Below are 18,567 nucleotides of genomic sequence, written 5' to 3'. Positions count from 1 at the left end.
TCGAGCAGCGGTGCGATGGGCCGGGTGCGGGCCTGTTCGTCGCCGTCGAACTCGACCACCGAATCGGCCAGCGCGGCCAGCGGCGGGACGAAACGCAGAACCGTGCCCGCCAGGCCACAGTCGACCCGGGCGCCGGAAGCCGGGGCGACCCGCCCGCTCACCGTCAGTTCGGATGCGGCACCGTCGACGTGTAGGCCGAGGGTGCGCAGGGCCCCGATCATCAGGTCGGTGTCGCGGCTGCGCAACGCTCCGCTGATCGTCGAGGAGCCCTGACCCTGCGCGGCCGCCAGCGCGGCCAGCACCAGCGCCCTGTTGGTCTGCGACTTCGATCCCGGCACGGTCACGGTCGCATGCACCGGCGCGGTCGCCAAGGGGGCCGGCCACGGCTGGATGCTCACCGGTCCATCATTGCCTGTCGCCGGTTCTGCCACCATGGGAGTCATGTGCGGACGGTTTGCGGTCACGACGGATCCGGCACTGCTGGCCCCCAAGATCAAGGCGATCGATGAGGTCACGGCTGCGGCGGGGGGTGCGGCGCCCAACTACGTGGCGCCCAACTACGTGGCGCCCAACTACAACGTCGCGCCCACGGCCGCCATCGCCACCGTCGTCGCGCGGCACAGCGAGCCCGACGACGAGCCGACTCGCCGCGTGCGGCTGATGCGCTGGGGGTTGGTGCCGCCGTGGGTCAAGGCCGGTCCCGACGGGGCACCCGAAGCCAAGGGCCCGATGCTGATCAACGCCCGCGCCGACAAGGTCACCACCTCGCCGGCGTTCCGGTCGAGCGCCAAGGGCAAACGCTGTCTGATCCCGATGGACGGCTACTACGAGTGGCGGGTCAACGACCCGAAGGCGGGCCAGAAGTCGCGAAAGACGCCATTCTTCATGTTCCGCGACGGCGGGGAGCCACTGTTCATGGCGGGGTTGTGGTCGGTCTGGAAGTCGGCCGACGACGCGCCGCCGTTGCTGAGCTGCACGATCATCACCACCGACGCGCCCGGAGAACTCGGTGAGATCCACGACCGGATGCCGCTGGTGGTGCCCGAACGCGATTGGGACCGCTGGCTCGACCCGGACGCCCCGGCCGACGAAGATCTGCTCGCACGGACGCCCGACGTGCACGGAATTCGCATACGCGAGGTGTCGACGCTGGTCAACAACGTCCGCAACAACGGACCCGAACTGCTCGACCCGGTCGAGTCGCAGCCCGAGCAGATGAAGCTGCTGTAGGCAGCGCACCGGCACCACCGCTATGCCGCGTCGTCGTCCTCGTCGTCCCGGTGTTGCAGGAGGCTCGACATCCAAGGCCGGCCTCGGCGGCGCTACGGTATGAGGCTACCCAGGTCGCCGATGATCGATGCGGCCGCCGACACCAGAACTTCGTACTCGAAACCGCCGGCCAGAGTAAACAGAGCGGTGTCCGCCGCGAGAGGCAACCCGACAGCATCTAGCAGGTTGTTCTCCGCCAGGCTCTGGGTGAACAGAGTGATGTCGTAGGCCGGCAACGCGGTTGCGACCGCGTTGAGGATGTCGGTCGTGGGCAGCAAGGTGCCGTAAGCGGTCGATGCCGCACTCGACAGCGTGTAAATCGCGTTGGTCAGCGGCGCTGTCGGGTTGGACATGGCCGCCAGCATCGAGTCGGAAACCGACGACAGCGACGATGTCATGGCGGCGGAATCCGGCAGTGCAGCGAGGGAGACCGGGTGAGGTCCGGTGCCGGTGAAATCGCCGATGAAGTTATTGACGCCCAATTCGGTTTGCCCCGGAAGTTGCTGGAGTGCCCCGAGAAGCTGATGCGGGGAAGGACCCAAACCGAACGGGGTGGTGACGTTTGCCGGCCCGGACGACCAGCCTTCGTATGGATCGGGGTTGTCATAGCCGAGGTTGACGATCAGGCTGAGATCCGGCTGCAGCAGGTCGGCGATAGGCTGGCCGATAACCGGGATTTCGCGAACCGGGTCCAGCAGCGGCAGGTTGCTCACCGGGATCATGTAGTAGTGGGTGTCCGTCGCCCCCTCAGTGGCCAGGGGCAGTGCGTTAGCGATCTGATCGGGCGTGGGACCGTTCCCGGTGACGGGCTCGGTCAGGTAGTGGCCGTGCACGTAGTCGATCCCGAGGAAGGCGTTCAGGTCGGCCAGGAAATTGAGCGGGTACTGGGGGAAGTCGGCGAAGCCGTCGTACTCCTGCGAGTAGATGACGGTGGTGAAGTCGTCGGCCGGGGTCGAGCTGCCGAAAACCGTTCCCAGGGTTGGCACGACAGCATCAGGGAAACGCGCGAGCAAGCCGCCGTTGGGTGCGCTGGGGTCACCGATCAGCAGGAAATTCACCGGTTCGCTGGCATCGTTGGCGCCCGTGGGGTCCAGCAGCTGCATCTCGTAGCTGGCGAGGGTGGCGCTTTGCGAGTAACCGAACACCGTGCTCGTGAGGCCGTCCGCTTCGTTGGCCTCGATGTTGCTGTTGAGGATGGCGATTCCTTGTCCCACCGACGAGCTCAGCGTCGGGAAGCCGGCCGGAAACTCCACGGGCTGACCATTGGGGTCGATGAAACCGATGTCCGTGGGGGCGGTGTAGGTGGGGTAGTTGAACAGCAGGGTATTCACGCCGGTCAGCGGGTACAGCCCCTCGGGAGTGAACAAGCCGTTCGCCAAACTCCCGGGAAACGTGACATCCGGGAAGTTGGGCGTGCTCATCAACGGGTTGTCGAGGTAGAGCTTGTCAGCCAACTCGACATAACCGGATCCCGGGACCGGGTCACCGCTGCCTCCGATGACTAGCCCGACATCGGTGCCGTCGGCTCGGGCGAACGCCGCCTGCGTGGCCGCGGTGATCGTCAAGACACCGGCAGCGGCGCCGGCCAGAAGTCCGCTAACCAACCAGCGCAATTTAGGGTCGGGCATTAGGACCTCCTGACCTGGGCTACGTGTGGTGTTGTTCTACGTTGCGAAAGGATCTCGGATGGTTCAGGCTATAGCGACCTTAATATGCGTCGCCGAAATTATTCAATACCCTCGTCGCGCTATCGAAGTTGCTTGAGTCCGTGGTTGATTCATCGGGTTCAGGTGCGCATCGCCCCTGATGGCTGACACGCCGGTGGGGTTGATTGTCCAGCGGGCTCGAGCGGTGAGCAATTCGCGCAAGACCGGGCAGCGCTCGGCTGGTAGCCGTGCTGCGCGGAAGGGGACCGTCAACCCGGCCACTCACTCGCAACGGCTCGCCTACCATGCATGGGTGACTGGCTCTTACCCTTACACATTCGACGACGTCAAAAGCCGCCCGGTCGCGGTGATCGGCGCGGGGACCCTCGGTCGTCGCATCGCGCTGATGTTCGCCGGCCGCGGCGGAACCGTGCGGATTCACGCCCGGCGCGCCGAGCAGCTCGCGTCCGCGACGCAGTACGTGACCGATTCCCTTCCGAAGTTGTTGTCGGACAGAGGGTTCGGCGAACCGGGTATCGCGACGGCCGCGGACTCGCTGGAGGAGGCATTGGACGGCGCCTGGCTTGCCGTCGAATCCGTGCCGGAGAAGATCGACCTCAAGGTAGCCATCTGGGGACAGATCGACCGGGCCGCGCCGCCGGACACCATCTTCGGGACGAATTCGTCGTCGTTGCCCTCGCGCCTGATGGCCGAACGGGTGCGCGACAAAACGCGGTTGTGTAACACGCACTTCTACATGCCGCCCGAAATCAACGCGGTGGAGTTGATGTCCGACGGCCGCACCGCACGCGACGTGCTGGACACGCTGCTGACGGTGCTGCCCGAGTTCGGGTTTCGCCCCTTCGAGGTGCGCCGGGAGTCCACCGGATTCATCTTCAATCGCATCTGGGCGGCCATCAAGCGCGAGTCTCTGGCCGTCGTCGCCGAAGGCGTGGCCCGGCCCGAGGACGTCGACGGCATGTTCAAGGAGACCTGGCGCGTTCCGGTCGGGCCGTTCCAGATGATGGACCAGGTCGGCCTGGACGTCGTCCTCGACATCGAGAACCACTACACCGCAGAGTTCCCGTACCTTCCCACGCGGGCGCGAGACCTGTTGCGGGCCCATGTCGACGCGGGAAAGCTCGGCGTCAAGACCGGAGAGGGCTTCTATACCTACTGAGCGTGTACCTACTGAACGTGTACCTACTGAACGTGTACCTACTGAACGGCGATGTCGGCGGTGACCGCCCCCGTCAGCCGGATGAGGTCGGCCGGGGCCACTGCGACGTCCCAATGGCGCTTGCCCGCACTGCACAGCACCCGCTCCCAGCGCAGCGCCGAGGTGTCGACGACGGTGCGCAGCCGGCGGCGCTGACCGAACGGGGAGATACCGCCGACCACGTAACCGGTGACCCGTTCGGCCACAACGGGTTCGGCCATGGTGGCCTTGGGCGTGTCCAGCGCGGCCGCCGCGGCCTTCATTGACAGCTTGTCGGGCACCGGCAGCACCGCGACGGCCAATTCGCCCGGCAGCGCGATGATCAACGTCTTGAAGACCTGCTCGGCGTCGACGTCACCGGCCTCCGACAGGTCGGCGACGGCCCCGAAGCGCACGACGTCGTGCGCCACACCGGCGGCGACCAACGCGGCGATGCCCGGTGTGGCGGCGCGGGTCACGCCAGAAACCCTCCGGAGCCCGCTAGGGGCCCGTGTACCCCGGCGGGTTGACGCCGTCGACCCAGAAGTCGAGGCCGAGTTCCCCACCCGGCACGCAGTTGTAGACCGACAGGTCCGTGACGCCGGATTCCACCAGGACGTCCTCGCACAGCAGCGAGTTGCCGGTGTATTCGCGGGCGGGTTTGTTGAGGATGACGTAGGCCGCGTCGGAGTACACCTCGGGCTTGCGGGCCCGCCCCATCGCCTCGTCACCGCCGAGCAGGTTCTGCACGGCGGCAGTGGCGACCAGCGTGCGCGGCCACAACGTGTTCGAGCCGATCCCTTCTTCGCGCATCTCCTCGGCGATGCCCAGCGCGCACAGCGTCATGCCGAACTTCGCCATCATGTACGCGGTGGGCTTCAGCCACGTGCTCTCCAGCAGCACGGGCGGCGACAGCGTCAGGATGTGGGGGTTCTCCCGGCCCTTCATGTGCGGGATGCACGCCTGCGACACCGCGTAGGTGCCGCGCACCTGGATACCGTTCATCAGGTCGAACCGCTTCATCGGCACCTCGAGGACCGACCCGAGGTTGATCGCCGACGCGTTGTTGACGCAGATGTCGATGCCGCCGAACTGCTCGACGGTCTTGGCCACCGCGGATTCGACGGATTCCGGGTCGCGGACGTCCCCGACGATCGGCAAGGCCTGCCCGCCGGCCTCCTCGAGTTCCTTGGCCGCGGTATAGACCGTGCCCGGCAGCTTGGGGTGCGGCTCGGCGGTCTTGGCGACCAGCGCGATGTTGGCGCCGTCCTGTGCAGCGCGTTTGGCGATCGCCAGGCCGATGCCGCGACTGGCACCGGAGATGAACATGGTCTTGCCGTTCAGGGACATGGCGTCACACTAACCTCTCGGTGCGACGGTGCCGACCGGGCCTCGGCGATGCACTCGCGCGCGCCGTCGGAAATAGCGCCCGGGTCAGGGCTGTTGTACGACCCGGTTTCCGATGCACGCGATCACCCGCAGACACTGTCGGTGGCAGCCTTTAGATTGGGAGGATCGATCTGGTGTCAACGGCGACGAGCCTGTTGGGTAGTCCGCTGGGCGCCGGGCGGGTGGCTTGCGCTTGTGCAAGTCTGGGCGCGTTTGCGGTCTTGTCCGGCGACACCGCAGCAGAAGGGACCGGGGTACTCGAGATGGCCGACGCTGACGAAGGCCGGGACGGCGAAGACGGCCGGGACGGCGAAGAAGGCCGGGACGGCGCGAATCTGTCGGAGCTTCCCGAGCCCGAACCGGAGACCGACGAAGAACTGACCGCGCGGTTCGAACGCGACGCGATTCCCCTGCTGGACCAGCTCTACGGCGGTGCGCTGCGCATGACGCGCAATCCGGCGGACGCGGAGGACCTCCTGCAGGAGACGATGGTGAAGGCCTATGGGGGTTTTCGCTCGTTCCGGGCCGGCACCAACCTCAAGGCGTGGCTGTACCGCATCTTGACCAACACCTACATCAACAGCTACCGCAAGAGGCAGCGACAGCCGGCGGAGTACCCCACCGAGGAGATCACCGACTGGCAGTTGGCGTCCAACGCCGCGCATTCCTCGACCGGTCTGCGTTCTGCCGAGGTCGAAGCACTCGAATCGCTTCCGGACACCGAGATCAAAGAGGCTCTGCAAGCTTTGCCGGAAGAATTCCGGATGGCGGTCTACTACGCCGACGTCGAGGGTTTCCCTTACAAGGAGATCGCCGAGATCATGGGCACGCCGATCGGCACCGTCATGTCACGGCTGCACCGTGGTAGACGTCAGCTGCGGAGTCTTCTGGCCGAGGTGGCCAAAGAGCGGGGCTTCACTCGCGGTCAACAGGCGCACGAGGAGGTGTCGTCATGAGCTGCGCCGGCGACGATGCACAGCGAAGCGGTGAACAGGAGCGGCGTTCTTCGAGCGAGTGGTCCGGTTCGGTCTCCCCGCGCGCGGAGGACAGCGATTCCCACGGCGGCCTCGGCTGCGTCGAGGTGATCGCCGAGGTATGGACTCTGCTCGACGGCGAGTGCACACCGGAAACCCGTGCGAGGCTGCGCCAGCATCTCGACGCGTGTCCCGGCTGCCTCAAGCACTATGGGCTCGAGGAGCGGATCAAGGCGCTGATCGCCTCCAAGTGCCAGGGCGAGAAGGCTCCGGACGCCCTGCGGGAGCGGCTCAGGCTGGAGATCCGCCGCACCACCATCATCCGGGATATGCAGTAGCGATCCCGCCTCTCAGGCGTTGGGCCGCTTGCCGTGATTGGCCTTGCTGTGCTTGCGGTCACGCTTCTTACGGCCACGCTTTGCCATCTGGGCACCTCCGTCATCGGGTCGAAAACCGGGCGTCCGGCGCCCGTAACGTTGCCCCGTAGTCTCTCACGGAGCTTCGATGCGTGACCAACAGCCCGCGCGCCGCGGTCCCCGGGGGCGTTGTGGTTCGATATGTGTGAGCTTGCGACAGCAGCTTGCTGGCTCGGCAGCCAACATGCGTCGACGGCCGGAACGGATGAGGTGAAGATGGCGGAGGATGTTCGCGCCGAAATCGTGGCCAGCGTGCTTGAAGTCGTCGTCAACGAGGGTGACCGGATCGGGAAGGGCGACATCGTCGTGCTGCTGGAGTCGATGAAGATGGAGATCCCGGTCCTGGCTGAGGTCGACGGCACGGTCAGCAAGGTGAGTGTCTCGGTGGGCGACGTCATTCAGGCCGGTGATCTCATCGCCGTCATCAGCTAGCCGGTGACCCCGCGCATTGACCGGCCCGGGCGGTTCGGGAGCACGTGATGTCGACTCTGGGTGATCTGCTCGCCGAACACACGATGCTGCCCGGCAACGCGGTGGACCACCTGCATGCGGTCGTGGGGGAGTGGCAACTGCTGGCCGACCTGTCGTTCGCCGACTTCCTGATGTGGGTTCGCCGCGATGACGGCATGCTGGTCTGTGTCGCGCAATGCCGGCCGAACACCGCGCCGACGGTCATGCATGCCGATGAGGTGGCGGTCGTCGTCGACGCCGAGAAGATGCCGCTGGTAGTCGAGAGCTTCGCCTGCGGCGCCACCGTCCGCGAACCGCTCGGGGGCCCGCAGACGTCCTGGCAACTGCTGGGGCCGCACGTCGAAGCGTCCCCGGTCCGGTACGGCGGACAGGTGGTCGCGGTGCTCACGAGGCACCAGAACACCTTGGCGGCCCGCCGCAAATCCGGCCAGCTCGAGACGGCCTACCGCGAATGTGCGACGAGTCTCGTACAGATGCTTGCGGAGGGAACCTTTCCCGATGTGGGCGATGTGGCCATGTCGCGCTCGACGCCGCGGGCCGGCGACGGCTTCATTCGTCTGGACGTCGACGGCGTCGTCGTCTATGCCAGCCCCAACGCGCTGTCGGCCTACCACCGGATGGGCCTGACGACGAAGTTGGAGGGCTGCAACCTGATCGAAGTGACGCGGCCGCTGATCTCGGACCCTTTCGAGGCCCAGGAGGTGGCCGAGCACATTCACGATCTGGTGGCCGGTGGGCTGAGCATGCGGATGGAGGTCGATGCCGGCGGCGCCACAGTGCTGTTGCGGACGCTGCCGCTGCTGGTGCAGGGCACCAGCAAGGGGGCGGCGGTGCTGATCCGCGACGTCACCGAGGTGAAGCGCCGCGACCGGGCCTTGATCTCCAAGGACGCCACGATCCGGGAAATCCACCACCGGGTCAAGAACAACCTGCAGACCGTGGCGGCGCTGCTGCGGCTGCAGGCCCGCCGGACGGTCAACGCTGAGGGACGGGAAGCGTTGATGGAGTCGGTGCGCCGCGTCTCCTCCATCGCGCTGGTGCACGACGCGCTGTCCATGTCGGTGGACGAGCAGGTCAACCTCGACGAGGTCATCGACAGGATTTTGCCGATCATGAACGACGTGGCATCGGTGGACAGGCCGATCCGGATCAACCGGGTCGGTGACCTCGGCGTGCTGGACTCCGACCGTGCGACGGCGCTGATCATGGTGATCACCGAGCTCGTGCAGAATGCGATCGAGCATGCGTTCGATCCCGCAGCGCAGGAGGGCTCGGTCACGATTCGGGCCGAGCGCTCGGCGCGCTGGCTTGATGTCGTGGTGAACGACAACGGGCGCGGACTGCCCGAAGGGTTCAGCCTGGAAAAGTCCGACAGCCTCGGGCTGCAGATCGTGCGCACGTTGGTCTCGGCGGAACTGGACGGGACGTTGGGCATGCGGGACGCGCCCGAACGGGGCACCGACGTGGTGCTACGGGTACCGATCGGTCGTCGGGGGCGGTTGCTGCTGTAGCGGGCACGACAACGCGGCCCCGACGATCGTCAAGGCCGCACTGTCGGGTGCACCTGGGTCACACCCCGCTGCGGGCCTTCGTCCGAGCGCTGCGACGCTTCAGTGCGCGTCGTTCGTCTTCGCTCATCCCACCCCAGACACCCGAGTCCTGGCCGGTGTTCAGGGCCCAGGCGAGGCATTCGGTCGTCACCGGGCACCGATTACAGATCAGTTTCGCGTCAGCGATCTGCGCGAGCGCCGGGCCACTGTTCCCTACCGGGAAGAACAGCTCCGGGTCCTCGTCGCGACAGACCGCTTTGTGGCGCCAATCCATACCTTGTAACTCCTCACTGAGTGCGCAGCAAGACGCACGGCATTTTCTTCGGCTGTTGAGCGTGCAGAAAGAAAAGGATCCGTAACCTCTACGTAAAATTCCGCATGCAACCTTGTGATCGTTTCACAGGCTCAACAGATGTCAATAGGGTCCGTGTGCTCGTGGGCTATCTCACTTTAATGAACTCTTAGTCAGGCTCTTTCTCCTGTGTATTACACTGCGCCGCTACTGTCCAGCGTTTCTCCCCAGGTTTCTTTTCATGCCCTGTCAACGCAGGTCAGGGCGGTTTTTGTGGGGCGGTGCGACGACCGTGAGCGCGTCGGGAACTGCCCGGAAGGTCATGGTTTCGCGGGTGCCGAGGTAGTCTCCGTCGAACTGGCAGGCGACCGGGCCTCCCGTCGACGTGACCCGCAGACGGGCGACGTCGTCCTCGGTGAAGAGGTTCTCCAACTCGAAGTCGGGCCGTTTGGCAAGCATTTGCCGGGCTATGCGCAGGCTGGGGATCAACTTCAGGCTGGTGGGGGCGAACACCCCCAGTCCGGACTCGAAGCTGCAGCCGGGATTGGTCCACACCGGCCGCTCGCCGGCGAAGGTCCAGGGACTGGCATTCGACACGAAGACGAAGCTCACTCCGGTGAGCGGCGCCCGGTCGGGCAATTCCAGTGTCAGCGTCGGTTCGCGGCGCGTATATCCCCACACCGCGGGGACCGCGGCGCGGACGTAGCGCCACGGCGTGACCTTGCCACCTTGGTCGCGTTCGGCCTCGACCGCCGCCACCACTTCGGCGTCGACGCCCATCCCGGTGTTCAGCACGGCCCACCGCTCTCCGCAGTCGATCAAACCGATGCGGCGCCATGCCCGGTGACGCGGGTAGTCGTCGAGCAGCTGGATGAGCTGGTTGGTTGCGGCGACCGGGTCCCGGGAGATGCCCAGCGACCGGGCCAGCACATTGGCCGATCCGCCGGGCACCACGGCGACCGCGGGAACAGACCACGGGGGTGTCGAACCGGGGTGGCCGAGCAGGCCGTTGACGACCCCGCTGACCGTGCCGTCGCCACCGTGCACGACGACCAGTTCGGCGCCGTCTTTGGCAGCCGCCTGCGCGAGCTCGGCGCCGTGGCCGCGGTGGTTGGTGTGCTCGACGGTGAGCTGCAGGCGGCTCTTGAGGGCGTTCGCCAGCATTTCGCGGCCGGCAGATGTGGTGGACGTGGCTGTGGGGTTGACGATCAGCACGGCGCGCATGACGCCCGAGCTTAGGCGCGGCCACGATGTGGGCCGTGAAACGGCCCGGGGTGGGGGTGCCCCCGGTGGCGAGAGGCGAGGGCGAGGGGCGAGGGGCGAGGGGCGAGGGGCGAGGGGCGAGGGGCGAGGGGCGAGGTGGCCGAACCGTGTAGGCGCGGTGGCGCCGGGCAGGTGAGTACCCTGGCGCCGTGGCACTCCCCGGCAGACAGGTGACTCCGGCCACCGTGAGGGCGGCGGGCGTGATCGTCGCCGTACAGGGCGTGGTCGCGCTGGTGGTGGCTGCGGTGCTGGTGGTCCGGGGCATCGCCGGAGCGGACCAGCGCCTGGTCAACGGCCTGGGGACTGCGGTCTGGTTCGTCGTGATGGGCGGCGTGGTGCTCGCCGCCGGTCGCGCGCTGGCCCTCGGCAGACGTTGGGGGCGCGGGCTCGCGGTGGTCACCCAGTTGTTGCTGTTGCCCGTTTCGTGGTATCTCGCGGTGGGCTCGCATCGGCCGGCATTCGGAATCCCGGCGGGAGTGGTGGCCCTGACCGTGCTGGTGCTGCTGTTGAGCCCCGCTGGAGTCCGCTGGGCTGTCGGGGGCGATCAGTGCGGGCCGGCCGGATCAGCCAATCGCGGACCGGACGGCAATTAGCCGATCAACTCGGGCCGCGGCTTCCCCGCCCGCCGATCTGGTCCCACGCCGCCGCGTGGCCGGGCGAATCGCCGTGGTCATCTCGGCGCTCCCAGTGCGTTGAGTATCGTCGTGAATTTCATTGTGGTCTCGTCGACTTCGGCGTCGGGGTCGGATGCTGCGACGATGCCGCCGCCGGCCCACGCCAGCGCGCTGCGCCGGTCGGCCGCCAGCTGCGCGCAGCGGATGGACACCGCCCAGGTGCCGTCGCCGCGTGCGTCGCACCACCCGACAGCCCCGGCGTAGAAGCCGCGGTCACCTTCCAGCTCGGCGATGAGCGCGGTCGCGGCCTTGGTCGGGACGCCGCCGACCGCGGGTGTGGGATGCAACGTCAACGCCAAATCTATTGCCGTCGTTGATGTATCGCGAAGCCGGCCGCTGATCGGCGTGCACAGGTGCCACACTGCCGCGGTGCGGCTCAAGTGGGGCTCGGGCGCGATGGTGAGGTCGTCGCACAGCGGATCAAGTGCGGCCCGGATGGCGTCGACCACCAGCTGATGCTCGTGCCGGTTCTTGGCCGAACCGACCAGTGTGGCGCCGTTGGCTGCGTCGCATTCGGGGTCGGCGTCGCGTGGCGCCGAACCGGCGAACGGCTGGCACACGACCCGGTCCCCGGACCGGGCGACGAGAAGTTCGGGGCTGGCGCCCACCAGCGCGACGCCCCCGTAGTCGCCGCCGGCGGCGGTCAGGTCGACGAGGTAGCCATAGGCGGCGGGGTCTGCGGCGATCAGGCGGCGCAGGACGACACGGGCGTCCACGGGAGCGTCCGCGGCCAGTTGTAACGAGCGGGCCAGCACTACCTTGTGCAGCGAGCTGCCCGATGCGCGGAGCCGGTCGCGCGCGCGACTGACCCGGTCGCGGTAGTCGGCGGGCGGCGGTACAGCGGCGGTGACGCGCACCGTCGGCAGCGGAGCCGTCGGCCAGTCAGGTGGGGCCTCGGTGCGCGCAACGCTGCCCGGCGTCAGCAGCGCGGCCGGATTTTCCGCGTCAAAAGGCAACGCCCCCATAACTATTGGCGCAGAACCAGAGCGTAGCGCCGCTTGTGCCGCCCGCACGTCGGAGAATCGGTCGCGCACTCCGTCGGCGACCAGGGTCCCCCGCGGTCCGCACAGCGCGAAAGGCGGCTCGGTGACGGTACTCACCCGGGTGACAGCGCTCGCGGGTGGCCGGTGAGTCCCAGTGCGGCAAGCTGCCGCACGCCGTGCTCGAAACCGCACATGGCGATCGAGCCGGCGACCATCCAGAAGCGGCTGCCCTCGACGAGGGGCAGCTCGAGCCAGCGAGTGATCACCGAGCGCGAGAAATGGCTGTGGCCCACGAACAGCACGTCACGCGAGGTCATGTGCTCGAGCGCGAAAGCCACCGCCCGGTCGGCGCGGTCGCTCACCTGCGCGACGCTCTCGCCGCCCGGGCATCCGTGCGTCCAGACCAGCCAGTCGGGGACTTTTTCCTGGATCTGGGGCGTCGTCAACCCCTCGTAGGAACCGTAGTCCCATTCGGCGAGCAGGTCGGACACCTCGTCGACGGCGAGCCCGGCCAGCTCGGCTGTGGTGACGGCGCGTTGCCGCGGGCTGCTGATCACCAGCGGGTCGGTGAGTTGGAGTTCGGTCAGCACTCGCCCGGCGAGTTCGGCTTGCCTCTGGCCGTTCTCGGTGAGAGCGAGATCGGTCCTACCCGTGTGCTGGCCCGACTTCGACCACGCGGTTTCCCCGTGGCGCAGCAGCACCAGTCGGTGATTGTGCAAGCCCATGCGACCGATTCTGCCCGACGCGAATCCGGGCTTGTCGGCCGCAGCGCGGGGCGGGTGAACATGCCAGGATGACACTGTGACTGCGCGGGGACGATGCAGCGCGAAGTCGATGAGAAGGGGCGGTGCCTGTGGCCAGGACCCGGGTATTGGCGGTGGCCAACCAGAAGGGCGGTGTCGCCAAGACGACGACGGTCGCCTCGCTGGGCGCGGCGATGGCGGATGCCGGACAGCGGGTCCTGCTCGTCGACCTGGATCCGCAGGGTTGTCTTACCTTCTCGCTCGGTCAGGATCCCGACAAGCTGCCGGTGTCGGTGCATGAGGTGCTGCTCGGCGAAGTGGAACCGGGCGCCGCGCTGGTGGTGACGATCGAGGGGATGACGCTGCTGCCGGCAAACATCGACCTCGCGGGCGCCGAGGCGATGCTGCTCATGCGCGCTGGGCGCGAATACGCGCTCAAACGGGCGCTGGCCAAAGTCTCCGAGCAGTTCGACGTGGTCATCCTCGACTGCCCGCCTTCGCTGGGTGTGCTGACACTCAACGGGCTCACGGCGGCCGACGAGGTGATCGTGCCGCTGCAGTGTGAGACGCTCGCGCACCGCGGCGTCGGCCAGTTCCTGCGCACCGTCGCCGACGTCCAGCAGATCACCAACCCGGACCTGCGTCTCCTGGGCGCCTTGCCGACCTTGTACGACGCCCGCACCACCCACACCCGCGACGTGCTGCTCGACGTCGCCGACCGCTACGACCTGCCGGTGCTGGCACCGCCGATCCCGCGTACGGTGCGTTTCGCCGAGGCCAGCGCCTCGGGCTCCTCGGTGATGGCCGGGCGCAGGAACAAGGGCGCGGCGGCCTACGGCGAGCTGGCCCAGGCGCTGCTCATGCACTGGAAGACGGGCAAAGCACTGCCGACGTTCACCCTCGAGGTGTAAGCCCGTCGAAGTGTAAGCACGTCGAGGTGTAAGCCCGTCGAGGTGGAAGCCCTGCGCCGGGTCAGCCCAGGGCCGCCACGGTGTCGCCGCGCTGTTCGAACAGCTGCGAGCCCGCAACGGCAGGGACCACGGCGGACATGCCCGGCGGCCGCTGCACCGGGATGTAGCGCTCGCTGGCCCCGCTGACCGGGTCGTAGACGCCGATGGCGTCGGTGACGGGGACCAGCAGCTTGCCCGCCATCATCGCGGCCGGTCCCAGCGGCGCCTTCGTAGGGCCTGCGGCGATCGTGTAGCGCAGTGTCAGGGTGCTGGCCTCGAACACCATCAGGGCATCGCCGGTCCACCAGGTCACCAGGTTGCCCGCCTGCGATGCCACCGCCGAGCGCGACGGGGGCTTGGGCAGCAGGGTGCTCGACACCGTGGTGCCCGTCTCGTCGACGACATCGAGCCTGGGCTGCGGTGCCGGCAGGTACACCGCGGTGTTGGTGTCCCACACGGCCACCACGCGGGCCCCCGAGTCGGGCCGCACCCCGGGTTCGGCCACGACCTGTTGCCGGGGCTCGTCGTCGTCCTTGCCCGGCCGCAGCAGGACGAGCCGCAGATCGGGCTGGTCCATGCAGCTCTCGAGCACCGAGACCGCGGCCGAGCTGGCCGCCGCCGAGATCAGCCGGCATCCCGAATGCAGTCCCCGGGCCGAGGGCTTCACGCGGGCGTCCGTCTCGCCGTAGGCCAGCATCCGGACCATGTCCGAGCGCCAGAGCTCAAGATGGGTGTCGCCGGCGGACAACACCGTCGCACCGTCGGAGGACAGCCGGACCTGCGGGTCGGCGTAGGCGCTACGGGCGGGCCCGCGACGACCGGTCGACCCGTCCAGGGTGCTGACCTGCCCGCATCCGCGGCCGTCGCGGTATACCGCGACGGCGTAGTGATAGATCCAGGACACCCCGCACAGGTCGGCGTCGCGGGAATAGCTCCAGCGTGTCCGGCCGGTGCCGGGGTCGTGCCCCTCCACGCGGCGGCCGGCGCCGGTGCTGATGGTGCCGCCGACCACCACCGGCGAGGTGGTGGCCGGGCTGGCGGCCGTCCAGAGCTGACGCAGGGTGGCCGGGACGTCGCGGGCCGGCTTCGGGGTGGGCGCCGGCACGGCGGCGGGTCTGCTGATGGTGGCGCGGGCGTCGCTGGTCCACCAGATCAGGGACGCGGCGACGGCCACGACGACCGCGATTGCCGCGGCGGCCAGCATGTCGCCCCTGGTCCGGCGCTCGGGTGTGACCATGCCGCGGCGGGGGGACTCAGTCCGCGGTGTTGGTGGCAGACACGGCGCCGCCGTCTGCGGGCTTGCGACGCTGGCGACGGCGCCGCTTCGTCCCGCCGTTGCCGGCCGGGGAGCCTGACAACCCCTCCGCGCCGCCGTCCCCGTCGGCGCTCGGCGCCGACTTGCCGGCGGGGTGTCCGCTGACGGGCTGACCACCCCGGGTGCGCCGCCGCCGGGCCCCGGAGCTTGTGCGAGCGGGTTTGCGTTCCGCGGTCCGCTCGTCGGTGACGGGGTCGCGCCGCTTGGCCGGTGACGTGCGCGGCGTTCCGACCTTGCCACGCGCCTCAGTGGGGATGCCCAACTCTTCGTAGAGGTGCGGCGAGTTGGAGTAGGTCTCCGCCGGGTCGGGCGAGTCGAGGCCCAGCGCCTTGTCGATCATCGTCCAGCGGGGCAGCTCGTCCCAGTCCACCAGGGTGACCGCGACCCCGGTCTTGCCGGCGCGGCCGGTGCGGCCGATGCGGTGCACGTAGGCCTGTTCGTCCTCGGGGATCTGGTAGTTGATGACGTGGGTGACGTCGTCGATGTCGATGCCGCGCGCGGCCACGTCGGTCGCGACGAGCACGTCGACGTCGCCCGCGCGGAACGCCTTGAGCGCCTTCTCCCGGGCGACCTGATTCAGGTCGCCGTGCACGGCGCCGACCTTGAAGCCGCGTTCGGCCAGCTCGTCGGCGACCTTCTGTGCGGTGCGCTTGGTGCGGGTGAAGACCATCGTCGCTCCCCGGCCCTCGGCCTGCAGCACGCGGGTCACCAGCTCCACCTTGTCCAGTGCGTGGGCGCGGTAGACGAACTGCTCGGTGGTGTCGTGCGTGGCGGCCGAGTGCGGCGCCTCCGCGCGGATGTGGGTGGGCCGGTTCATGAAGGTGCGGGCCAGCGTGATGATCGGGCCCGGCATGGTCGCCGAGAACAGCATCGACTGCCTGTTCTCGGGGATCTGCCGCAGGATGCGCTCGATGTCGGGCAAAAAGCCCAGGTCCAGCATTTCGTCGGCCTCGTCGAGCACCAGCACCGAAAGCCCGCCGAGCTGCAGGTGGCCCTGCTGGGCCAGGTCGAGCAGACGGCCCGGGGTGCCCACCACCACGTCCGCGCCGGCCCGCAGCGCCTCGATCTGCGGCTCATAGGGCCGCCCACCGTAGATGGACACCACCGACAGGCGGCGCCCGTCATCGGCGCTGAGGTACTTGGCGGCGGTGGCCAGGTCCTCGGTCACCTGCATGCACAGCTCCCGGGTGGGCACCACGATCAGGGCGCGAGGCACCCCTGACAGCGGCGCCTCGGCGACGCGTGTCGTGATGCGGTGCAGCAGCGGCACGCCGAAGCCGAAGGTCTTGCCCATGCCGGTGCGCGCCTGGCCGATCACGTCGTCGCCGGCCATCGCCAGCGGCAGGGTCAGCTGCTGGATGGCAAAGGGGTGTTCGATGCCTTCCTCGGCCAGCGCGCGGACGATTTCGTCGCGGACGCCGAGTTCGGCGAAAGTCGTCTGGATGGGTAGTTCGGTTGTGGTTGTTGCTTCGGTTGTTGCTTCGGTTGTGGTTGTCGATGCGGTCATAGGCGTGTGTCGAGCCTTTCGGTGACGTCGTTCGGTGTGGTGTCGGTGTTTCTGTGTCGCGGTCACGCACGCACGAGTTCCGACTCCGAATACGTCGCCGAGGCGCCGGGCCTCACCCGCTTGGGGTGGGCCAGCAGTGCGCGCACATTTCGCCGATAGCGACGGCTAGCGAAACGGACGAAGACTGCCGCTATCACGTGCCAGCATAGCTGGTCGACGGACGGCGCCCATTTTTCCGGGGTCGGCCTACTAGAGTGTGGCCAATGACTTCGGCCTCTCCAGCGTCGGCCTCTCCAGCGTCCCCGGCCGACCAGGTGGACGATTCGCCCACGCCGCGCGTGCCGGCGGATCATCCCGGTGTCGACGAACTGTTTGCGGTGCTGGCCTACGGTGAGGTGGCCGCGTTCTACCGGCTGACCGACGAGGCCCGGATGGCGCCCCACCTGCGGGGGCGTATCTCGATGGCGAGCATGGCCGCCGCCGAGATGGGGCATTACGAGCTGTTGCACGACGCCCTGGAGCGGCGGGGAGTCGACGTCGTGGCGGCGATGGCCAAGTACGTCTCCGTGCTGGAGAACTACCACCGGCTCACCATGCCCAGCACGTGGCTGGAAGCTCTGGTGAAGACTTACATCGGCGACGCGCTGGCCGCCGATCTGTACCTCGAGATCGCCGACGGCCTGCCCGACGAGGTGGCCGGCGTCGTGCGGTCGGCCCTGGCGGAGACCGGGCACTCGCAGTTCGTCGTGGCCGAGGTGCGCAGCGCGGTGACCGCGAGCAGCAAGCAGCGCAGCCGGTTGGCGCTGTGGGCGCGCCGACTGTTCGGCGAGGCGATCACCCAGACCCAGTACGTGCTGGCTGACCACGACGAACTGGTCGATCTGGTGTTGTCCGGTGCCGGCGGGCTGGGTCAGCTCAACGCATTCTTCGATCGCCTGAAGCAGACCCACGACCGGCGCATGCGCGAGCTCGGGTTGGGCTGACCGGCGCAACCGTTCCTGGTCAGCGGGTGCACGGTCAGCGGGTGCACGGTCAGCGGGTGCACGTCGCCATGATGGCGGTGTTGGCCGACGACACCACCGGTTGGCCCTCGGCGTTGATGATCGAGCAGCTCAGCCGCCCGGACAGGCTGGTCGCGATCACCGACTCGGTCGCCACGCCCGGGTTCAGGACGATCATCTTCGACCACGGCAGCGCCACGTTGAATTCGGTTTGCGGGAAGCCGCGGGCGTCGGTGTAGACCACGTTCACCAGGTCCAGTAGCCCCTTGGTCCCAGTCACGCTGTAGACGACGGTGCGGGGGTTCACCGCGGTTCTCGGCGCCGTGGTGGCCCCGGGTGCCAGCGGGGGCGGTGCCGCCGTGGGCGTCGCGGTCGCCGTCGGGGCGGGCGCGGCCGACGGGGGCCTCGCGGCGGGTGGCACGGTGGTGAACGTCTCCGGCGGCAGCCGGGGCTGGGTCCACTGGCCCGGCGGAACGGTGGTCCTCGGCGTGGCGGGCGCGGACGTCATCGGCCGGGGAGCCGGCGCCCCCACGGTCGCCTTCGTCGACGCGCTGTCGCCGCTGTTGATGACCACCGCGGTCGCGATCGCGCCGAGGGCCACCACGGCGCCCAGGACTGCTGTGAGCGGACGCCAGCGGCTGTCGCCCGGCCAGACCAGTTGGCCGTAGCTTTCCGCCCGGCTCTCGTCGCTATCGTAGCTCTCGTCGTCGGGGTAATCCTGGACCTCGTCTTCCTGAAGATCGTGAAGGTCATACAGCCTGTTACCCATGTTGCCGATGTTATCGATGTGAAAATAAGGGTTCGGGGTCGCGCGCTCGCGGATGAGCAATTGCAAGCCAATCGTTCATTGATCGTTATCTACCCCGGGTTATCCACCCGGCGTGCGGGGCTGCCCTGGCTCGTCCACTAGCCTGCAGGCTGACGCG

General features: G+C 68.2%; 20 protein-coding genes and 1 pseudogene. 9 read left to right on the top strand and 12 right to left on the bottom strand.

Features of this window, described 5'->3' with window-relative positions; translation table 11 throughout:
• Positions 1 to 392, bottom strand: a pseudogene (locus AC2VOK_RS02685) (3-phosphoshikimate 1-carboxyvinyltransferase); the annotation flags it as partial.
• A 49-nt stretch (positions 393 to 441) separates the two neighbouring features.
• On the opposite strand from AC2VOK_RS02685, the gene AC2VOK_RS02680 reads away from it, so the two are divergent.
• Positions 442 to 1,230: an SOS response-associated peptidase gene (locus AC2VOK_RS02680; protein WP_428899105.1), complete on the top strand. Its 789-nt coding sequence runs from the start codon at positions 442 to 444 to the stop codon at positions 1,228 to 1,230.
• 92 nt (positions 1,231 to 1,322) lie between these two features.
• On the opposite strand, the gene AC2VOK_RS02675 is transcribed toward AC2VOK_RS02680, so the two are convergent.
• Positions 1,323 to 2,873 carry a PE-PPE domain-containing protein gene (locus AC2VOK_RS02675; protein ID WP_428899104.1) on the bottom strand — a complete coding sequence of 517 codons (1,551 nt, stop codon included), beginning with the start codon at positions 2,871 to 2,873 and terminating at the stop codon, positions 1,323 to 1,325.
• A gap of 355 nt (positions 2,874 to 3,228) precedes the next feature.
• Between AC2VOK_RS02675 and AC2VOK_RS02670 the strand changes: the two genes are divergently transcribed.
• Positions 3,229 to 4,095, top strand: a complete 867-nt coding sequence (locus AC2VOK_RS02670) for a 3-hydroxyacyl-CoA dehydrogenase family protein (protein WP_428899103.1) — start codon at positions 3,229 to 3,231, stop codon at positions 4,093 to 4,095.
• 38 nt (positions 4,096 to 4,133) lie between these two features.
• On the opposite strand, the gene AC2VOK_RS02665 is transcribed toward AC2VOK_RS02670, so the two are convergent.
• Both AC2VOK_RS02665 and AC2VOK_RS02660 read right to left on the bottom strand, forming a co-directional pair.
• Entirely contained in the window at positions 4,134 to 4,592 is a 459-nt protein-coding gene (locus tag AC2VOK_RS02665) for an aminoacyl-tRNA deacylase (protein ID WP_428899102.1), read from the bottom strand.
• A gap of 22 nt (positions 4,593 to 4,614) precedes the next feature.
• A complete protein-coding gene (locus AC2VOK_RS02660; protein WP_428899101.1) occupies positions 4,615 to 5,463 on the bottom strand; it encodes an SDR family oxidoreductase in 849 nt (282 codons plus the stop codon).
• A gap of 302 nt (positions 5,464 to 5,765) precedes the next feature.
• On the opposite strand from AC2VOK_RS02660, the gene AC2VOK_RS02655 reads away from it, so the two are divergent.
• A complete protein-coding gene (locus AC2VOK_RS02655) occupies positions 5,766 to 6,458 on the top strand; it encodes a sigma-70 family RNA polymerase sigma factor (RefSeq protein ID WP_428899100.1) in 693 nt (230 codons plus the stop codon).
• The gene (gene rsrA / locus AC2VOK_RS02650; protein ID WP_428899099.1) at positions 6,455 to 6,814 is read left to right on the top strand and encodes a mycothiol system anti-sigma-R factor; all 360 of its coding nucleotides are present in this window, start codon (positions 6,455 to 6,457) and stop codon (positions 6,812 to 6,814) included. Before AC2VOK_RS02655 ends, rsrA begins: the two co-directional genes overlap by 4 nt.
• A 12-nt stretch (positions 6,815 to 6,826) precedes the next feature.
• On the opposite strand, the gene AC2VOK_RS02645 is transcribed toward rsrA, so the two are convergent.
• A complete protein-coding gene (locus AC2VOK_RS02645; RefSeq protein ID WP_011728008.1) occupies positions 6,827 to 6,901 on the bottom strand; it encodes a 50S ribosomal protein bL37 in 75 nt (24 codons plus the stop codon).
• A gap of 207 nt (positions 6,902 to 7,108) precedes the next feature.
• Between AC2VOK_RS02645 and AC2VOK_RS02640 the strand changes: the two genes are divergently transcribed.
• Positions 7,109 to 7,324, top strand: a complete 216-nt coding sequence (locus AC2VOK_RS02640) for a biotin/lipoyl-binding carrier protein (RefSeq protein ID WP_428899098.1) — start codon at positions 7,109 to 7,111, stop codon at positions 7,322 to 7,324.
• 47 nt (positions 7,325 to 7,371) lie between these two features.
• Positions 7,372 to 8,874, top strand: a complete 1,503-nt coding sequence (locus tag AC2VOK_RS02635) for a sensor histidine kinase (protein WP_428899097.1) — start codon at positions 7,372 to 7,374, stop codon at positions 8,872 to 8,874.
• Positions 8,875 to 8,932: 58 nt separating this feature from the next.
• On the opposite strand, the gene whiB1 is transcribed toward AC2VOK_RS02635, so the two are convergent.
• Both whiB1 and AC2VOK_RS02625 read right to left on the bottom strand, forming a co-directional pair.
• A complete protein-coding gene (gene whiB1 / locus AC2VOK_RS02630) occupies positions 8,933 to 9,187 on the bottom strand; it encodes a transcriptional regulator WhiB1 (RefSeq protein ID WP_421529943.1) in 255 nt (84 codons plus the stop codon).
• 267 nt (positions 9,188 to 9,454) lie between these two features.
• Positions 9,455 to 10,429 (bottom strand): diacylglycerol/lipid kinase family protein, encoded by a 975-nt coding sequence (locus tag AC2VOK_RS02625; RefSeq protein WP_428899096.1) that lies wholly within the window; start codon positions 10,427 to 10,429, stop codon positions 9,455 to 9,457.
• 188 nt (positions 10,430 to 10,617) lie between these two features.
• Here AC2VOK_RS02625 and AC2VOK_RS02620 point away from each other — a divergent pair, with 188 nt between their 5' ends.
• Positions 10,618 to 11,061 carry a hypothetical protein gene (locus AC2VOK_RS02620; RefSeq protein WP_428899095.1) on the top strand — a complete coding sequence of 148 codons (444 nt, stop codon included), beginning with the start codon at positions 10,618 to 10,620 and terminating at the stop codon, positions 11,059 to 11,061.
• A gap of 77 nt (positions 11,062 to 11,138) precedes the next feature.
• Here the strand turns inward: AC2VOK_RS02620 and AC2VOK_RS02615 are convergent, their stop codons facing one another.
• Both AC2VOK_RS02615 and AC2VOK_RS02610 read right to left on the bottom strand, forming a co-directional pair.
• Complete coding sequence (locus AC2VOK_RS02615) at positions 11,139 to 12,242, bottom strand: isochorismate synthase (RefSeq protein WP_428899094.1); 1,104 nt, start codon at positions 12,240 to 12,242, stop codon at positions 11,139 to 11,141.
• A complete protein-coding gene (locus tag AC2VOK_RS02610) occupies positions 12,239 to 12,850 on the bottom strand; it encodes an acid phosphatase (protein WP_421530219.1) in 612 nt (203 codons plus the stop codon). The genes AC2VOK_RS02615 and AC2VOK_RS02610 overlap by 4 nt, the downstream gene beginning before the upstream one ends.
• Positions 12,851 to 12,978: 128 nt before the next feature.
• Here AC2VOK_RS02610 and AC2VOK_RS02605 point away from each other — a divergent pair, with 128 nt between their 5' ends.
• Positions 12,979 to 13,779 (top strand): ParA family protein, encoded by an 801-nt coding sequence (locus AC2VOK_RS02605; protein ID WP_428899106.1) that lies wholly within the window; start codon positions 12,979 to 12,981, stop codon positions 13,777 to 13,779.
• 61 nt (positions 13,780 to 13,840) lie between these two features.
• On the opposite strand, the gene AC2VOK_RS02600 is transcribed toward AC2VOK_RS02605, so the two are convergent.
• A complete protein-coding gene (locus AC2VOK_RS02600) occupies positions 13,841 to 15,055 on the bottom strand; it encodes an Rv3212 family protein (protein ID WP_428899093.1) in 1,215 nt (404 codons plus the stop codon).
• Positions 15,056 to 15,071: 16 nt separating this feature from the next.
• A complete protein-coding gene (locus tag AC2VOK_RS02595) occupies positions 15,072 to 16,640 on the bottom strand; it encodes a DEAD/DEAH box helicase (protein ID WP_428899092.1) in 1,569 nt (522 codons plus the stop codon).
• A 263-nt stretch (positions 16,641 to 16,903) separates the two neighbouring features.
• On the opposite strand from AC2VOK_RS02595, the gene AC2VOK_RS02590 reads away from it, so the two are divergent.
• Entirely contained in the window at positions 16,904 to 17,623 is a 720-nt protein-coding gene (locus AC2VOK_RS02590) for a ferritin-like fold-containing protein (protein ID WP_428899091.1), read from the top strand.
• Positions 17,624 to 17,672: 49 nt separating this feature from the next.
• On the opposite strand, the gene AC2VOK_RS02585 is transcribed toward AC2VOK_RS02590, so the two are convergent.
• Positions 17,673 to 18,410 (bottom strand): MmpS family transport accessory protein, encoded by a 738-nt coding sequence (locus AC2VOK_RS02585; protein ID WP_428899090.1) that lies wholly within the window; start codon positions 18,408 to 18,410, stop codon positions 17,673 to 17,675.
• Positions 18,411 to 18,567 lie beyond the last annotated feature (157 nt).

Source organism: Mycobacterium sp. TH-M116, from assembly GCF_057473685.1.
The sequence above is the reverse complement of the archived record's forward strand: the minus strand, read 5'-3'. Positions and strand labels throughout refer to the sequence as shown.